This is a genomic window from Acidobacteriota bacterium (genome assembly GCA_034211275.1).
Taxonomy (GTDB): domain Bacteria; phylum Acidobacteriota; class Thermoanaerobaculia; order Multivoradales; family JAHZIX01; genus JAGQSE01.
This window is the reverse complement of record JAXHTF010000319.1, coordinates 1-3,906: the sequence shown is the minus strand read 5'-3', so window position 1 is coordinate 3,906 and position 3,906 is coordinate 1. Positions and strand designations below refer to the sequence as shown.

Sequence of the window (3,906 nt, the reverse complement as noted above, 5' to 3'; positions counted from 1 at the left end):
CTTTCCGTGAGCTGGTCGGCTCGTAAGCGGCGGAGAGCTCGGCGGCGGGAGTGTTCGGCGAGCGATTCTCGATCCACGATATGATGGGCCGCGACGGAGGAATCAACTGATGAGCCTATTTCTACTATCCCTCACCTTCTTAGCCCTGGCCATGAGTGGCCTGGCGGTGGGCGTGATCATCAGCAATCGCGCCCTGCGGGGCTCCTGCGGCGGTGTTGCCGTCCGCGGGCCCGACGGCGAGCCCCTGACCTGTGGCAACTGCAATTGCCGGCTGCCGGAGGAGGAGGACGAGGCCCTTGCGGCGGTCGACCAGCAGGCCGACACCTCAGACTCCGACCGTAGCCGTCCTGCAGCCTGATCGACGGCCTGACTGGTTGCCCCCTGTCTGGCTACGCAGTCTGGCTACGCTGTCTGGCTGCCCTGACTGGCTGCGCTGTCTGGCTGCGCTGTCTGGCTGCGCTGTCTGGCTGCGCTGTCTGGCTGCGCTGTCTGGCTGCGCTGACTAGCTCTACTGGGCGGCTCCCATGGGAGATCCGCCGGGCCGAGTTACCGCCCAACCCTCCCGGCCTTCGCCGGGCTTCGAGATATTTTTACCAGGAGAAGCTGCATGCCCACTACCAGGATTCCCACCGCCAGGGATTGGATGACCCCGGTCCGTCTGACCTTGACACCGGATCTGGACATTGTCGAAGCCATCGAGCGCCTCATCGATCGCGAGGTGACCGCTGCCATGGTGGTGGACGAGCACGACAAGCTCTTGGGTATTCTCACCGACAAGGATTGCTTGCGGGTTCTCTCCCACGCCATCTATGAGAACCAGGAGCATCCTGCGACGGTCAAGGACTTCATGTCGCCGGCCACCATCATCGAGCCGGAGATGGACTTCTTCCGCGTGGTGGAGCAGTTCCTGCGCTGTCATTTTCCCACTCTGCCGGTGGTCAAGGACGGTGTGCTCATGGGGCGCATCAGCCGCAAGGACGTGCTCCAGGGGATCCAGCGCTTCCTCACCACCAAGGCGGAGGAGCTGCGCAAGATGCTCCAGCAGCCCGACGGTGCGGGACGCCCCAGCTCCATCGAGGAGATGCAGAAGGCCGCTGCCGAGCACGATCCGGAGGCGCTGGCCCGGCGCTTCACTCAGAACCGCTGAGCGACGGAACCCCGGATCGACCCAAGCCAGATTATTCGACCCTCGAAGCGGGCGCCGACGCCCGCCGCTGAGGATCCAACCCGGCCGCCACACCCGAGGCCGCAGCAGGTGAGGCCGTAGTAGAGGAACGTCTCATGAGCCAGCAAGATTCGACCCACCCGGCCCAGCCACCGCGCCGGCCCAGGGTGCTTTCGGGGATCCAGCCCTCCGGCCATCTGCACCTGGGGAATTACCTCGGGGCGGTGAAGCGCTGGGCTCAGGTGCAGGACGAAAAGGAGTGCCTGTACTGCATCGTCGACCTCCACGCCATCACGGTGGAGCAGGAGCCGGAAAAGCTCCGCCATCAGACGCGGTCGACGGCGGCGATGTTGCTGGCGGCGGGGATCGATCCCCAGCGTTCCACCCTCTTCGTGCAAAGCCACATTCGGGCCCACGCCGAGTGCTGCTGGATCTTCACCTGCATCACGCCCCTGGGTTGGCTCGAGCGCATGACTCAGTTCAAGACCAAGAGTCGCCGGCAACAGAGCGTGCAAGCCGGTTTGCTGACCTACCCGGTGCTGCAGGCGGCGGACATCCTGCTCTACGACGCCGACGAGGTGCCGGTGGGAGACGACCAGCGCCAGCATTTGGAGCTCTCCCGGGACATCGCCCAGCGCTTCAATCACCTCTACGGCGAGACCTTCGTGGTGCCCAAGGCGGTGGTGCCGGAAGCCGGGGCCCGGGTCATGGGGTTGGACGATCCGGCCAACAAGATGAGCAAATCCCAGAGCCACGTCCGCGGTCATGCCGTGCGGCTGGAGGACAGCGACGACGAGATCCGGCGGGCCCTCCGCCGGGCGGTTACCGACTCAGGCCGAGAGATCCGCTTCAGCGACGATCCGGAGCGCGCCGGGGTCAACAATCTCCTGACCATCTATCAGGCCATCACGGACAAGAGCCGGGAGGCGGTGGAAGCGGATTTCGCCGACGCCCGCGGCTACGGCGACCTGAAGAAGACCGTCGCCGAGGTGGTGATCGAGGAGCTGCGGCCGGTGCGCGAGGAATACGAGCACCTGATGAAGGATCCGGCGGAGCTCGACCGCCAGCTGGGCATCGGCGCCGAGCGGGCCCGGGCCCTGGCGGAGACCAAGGTGGCGGCGGTGAAGGAGAAGGTCGGGTTCTGGGTGCCGGACGAGCTGAAGCCCTGACCTCGGCGTCTCAGAAGAGAGGCGCGAAGGGATCCGCCCCCCCGTCGAGGAGCTCTTCGAGGGTGGCGGCGCCGGCGACGTCCTCGAGGTCCACCCGGGCGATGGCCAGCTTATGCCCGGTGGCCACCTGGGCGCCGGTGCTCAGAGTGACCCAATCCTCCCAGCTGGCGTCCATGCCGCCGATGGGAAGGTTGGAGGTCCACATCTTCCATTTCGTCGGCAGACCGTCTTCGCCAACGATCCACAGATAGGCATCTCCGGGGGTGACGCCGCCGCTGGTGTATTGCACCAGCAGGCCCCGGCCGTCGGATACTTCCACCAGGCTGCGCTCGGTGCCGTCGTCGAAGACTTTGACCACCGGGTTGAGCCAGAAGGAGTCGTTGATCCACCCTTCGTAGGCCTTGCGTACCAGCTTGTCGGCCTTTTCGCCTTGTACTTCCTGCCCGTTCTTCCAGGCCCGTCCGCTCTGGTCGCCGAGGTTCACCAACACCTCGACGTCGTCCCAGGCGACGCGGACGAGCTGGCGCTGGCGGTCCCACAGATGATGCCGCTGGCCGCGGAAGCTCCATTGGACGGCGCCGGTGCGGTGCCAGGCCTCGACGTTCACCGCCTGCATCATCTCCTGCGCCAGGGCGTCGGCGGCGGGGCCGGCTTCGCCCTCGGGGCGCGGCTCGCTGTAGGCCAGGTAGGTTCCCGCCAGCGCAACCACCAGGAAGACGAGAATCCAGGGCCAGCGTCGCCGGGATTTTGAGGACGAGGAGCTTTGCTTTGCTGAGGCCATGGATGTCTCCGGAAGGAATTGGCAGGGGTGCGGCGGGGCCGATCCTACCTCAGTTGAGAGGCGCTGGGCTCGTGGAGACCTCTCGCCTCGTACGGCCGGTGATCTGGCCCTCGGCGTCCAGTAGATCGTGCTCCTGGAGCCAGCGTCGCGCATCCTCGGCGTCCTCTTGAAACCAGGCGGCGGTGGAACCGACGCGGAAGCTATAGCCCCAGGCGTCCATGTCGGCGCATAGGCGTGGGGAGCCGACTCCCGGCAGGCGTTCCGCCAGCAGGATTTGGAGGTAGCAGACGCCGCATTCCTCCAGGTCGTCGCCGCCGGCGTCGGTGTCCAGCTCGGCGCGACGCTGGGAGTCCATGCACAGGGAATGGCAGGCTTCGTGGAGCGCCGAATGCACCGGAGTGTCGCCCCGCACGTAGACTCGATGCCTCAGCAGCCCGGCCTCCGGGGCACCCCAATAGCTGCCGGGGATCTCCGCGCCGTCCGCCACCGTCACCAGCTCGAGGCCGTAGCCTGCGAGCAGCCGGGCCAGGGCTCCCCGGCCCTCGGAGGAGGCGTCGAGCTCGCCGCAGGTGAGGACGGAGTCTTCGGGACTGCTGAGGGCTTCGGGGTGCTCTGCCTGTTCCGATCTGGTCATGATTCAGGAGCCTACCGCAGGCGGGACCTCCTGGGGCACCGCCGGTGGTGCGCGGGCCGTGTCCTGGGGCGAGGCCGCTCGGGCCTCGGCGCTGCTGTCCGCCGCCGGCGGGGGAACCGTCGCGGCGCGCGGAAAACTCGCTGCGCTCGGACAGTTC

5 protein-coding genes are annotated in these 3,906 nt (G+C 66.9%); 3 read left to right on the top strand and 2 right to left on the bottom strand.

All coding sequences use genetic code 11. From position 1 onward, the window contains the following. Positions 1 to 109: 109 nt before the first annotated feature. The 3 genes from SX243_25480 to trpS all read left to right on the top strand — a co-directional run bounded on the left by SX243_25480 (position 110) and on the right by trpS (position 2,334). Positions 110 to 358, top strand: coding sequence for a hypothetical protein (locus tag SX243_25480; GenBank protein ID MDY7096341.1), 249 nt, complete (start codon positions 110 to 112; stop codon positions 356 to 358). A 249-nt stretch (positions 359 to 607) separates the two neighbouring features. Further along, the gene (locus SX243_25475; GenBank protein MDY7096340.1) at positions 608 to 1,147 is read left to right on the top strand and encodes a CBS domain-containing protein; all 540 of its coding nucleotides are present in this window, start codon (positions 608 to 610) and stop codon (positions 1,145 to 1,147) included. 134 nt (positions 1,148 to 1,281) lie between these two features. Beyond that, positions 1,282 to 2,334, top strand: a complete 1,053-nt coding sequence (gene trpS, locus SX243_25470; GenBank protein MDY7096339.1) for a tryptophan--tRNA ligase — start codon at positions 1,282 to 1,284, stop codon at positions 2,332 to 2,334. 10 nt (positions 2,335 to 2,344) lie between these two features. On the opposite strand, the gene SX243_25465 is transcribed toward trpS, so the two are convergent. Together SX243_25465 and SX243_25460 are read right to left on the bottom strand one after the other, a co-directional pair. Continuing rightward, positions 2,345 to 3,115 carry a hypothetical protein gene (locus tag SX243_25465; GenBank protein MDY7096338.1) on the bottom strand — a complete coding sequence of 257 codons (771 nt, stop codon included), beginning with the start codon at positions 3,113 to 3,115 and terminating at the stop codon, positions 2,345 to 2,347. Between the two features lie 49 nt (positions 3,116 to 3,164). Further along, positions 3,165 to 3,749, bottom strand: coding sequence for a hypothetical protein (locus tag SX243_25460; GenBank protein ID MDY7096337.1), 585 nt, complete (start codon positions 3,747 to 3,749; stop codon positions 3,165 to 3,167). Positions 3,750 to 3,906: the final 157 nt, after the last annotated feature.

Bases quoted from the DNA above. Each gene is read 5' to 3' on its own strand.
- SX243_25480 (MDY7096341.1), top strand. From the start codon at position 110: ATGAGCCTATTTCTACTATCCCTCACCTTCTTAGCCCTGGCCATGAGT.
- SX243_25475 (MDY7096340.1), top strand. From the start codon at position 608: ATGCCCACTACCAGGATTCCCACCGCCAGGGATTGGATGACCCCGGTC.
- trpS (MDY7096339.1), top strand. From the start codon at position 1,282: ATGAGCCAGCAAGATTCGACCCACCCGGCCCAGCCACCGCGCCGGCCC.
- SX243_25465 (MDY7096338.1), bottom strand. From the start codon at position 3,115: ATGGCCTCAGCAAAGCAAAGCTCCTCGTCCTCAAAATCCCGGCGACGC.
- SX243_25460 (MDY7096337.1), bottom strand. From the start codon at position 3,749: ATGACCAGATCGGAACAGGCAGAGCACCCCGAAGCCCTCAGCAGTCCC.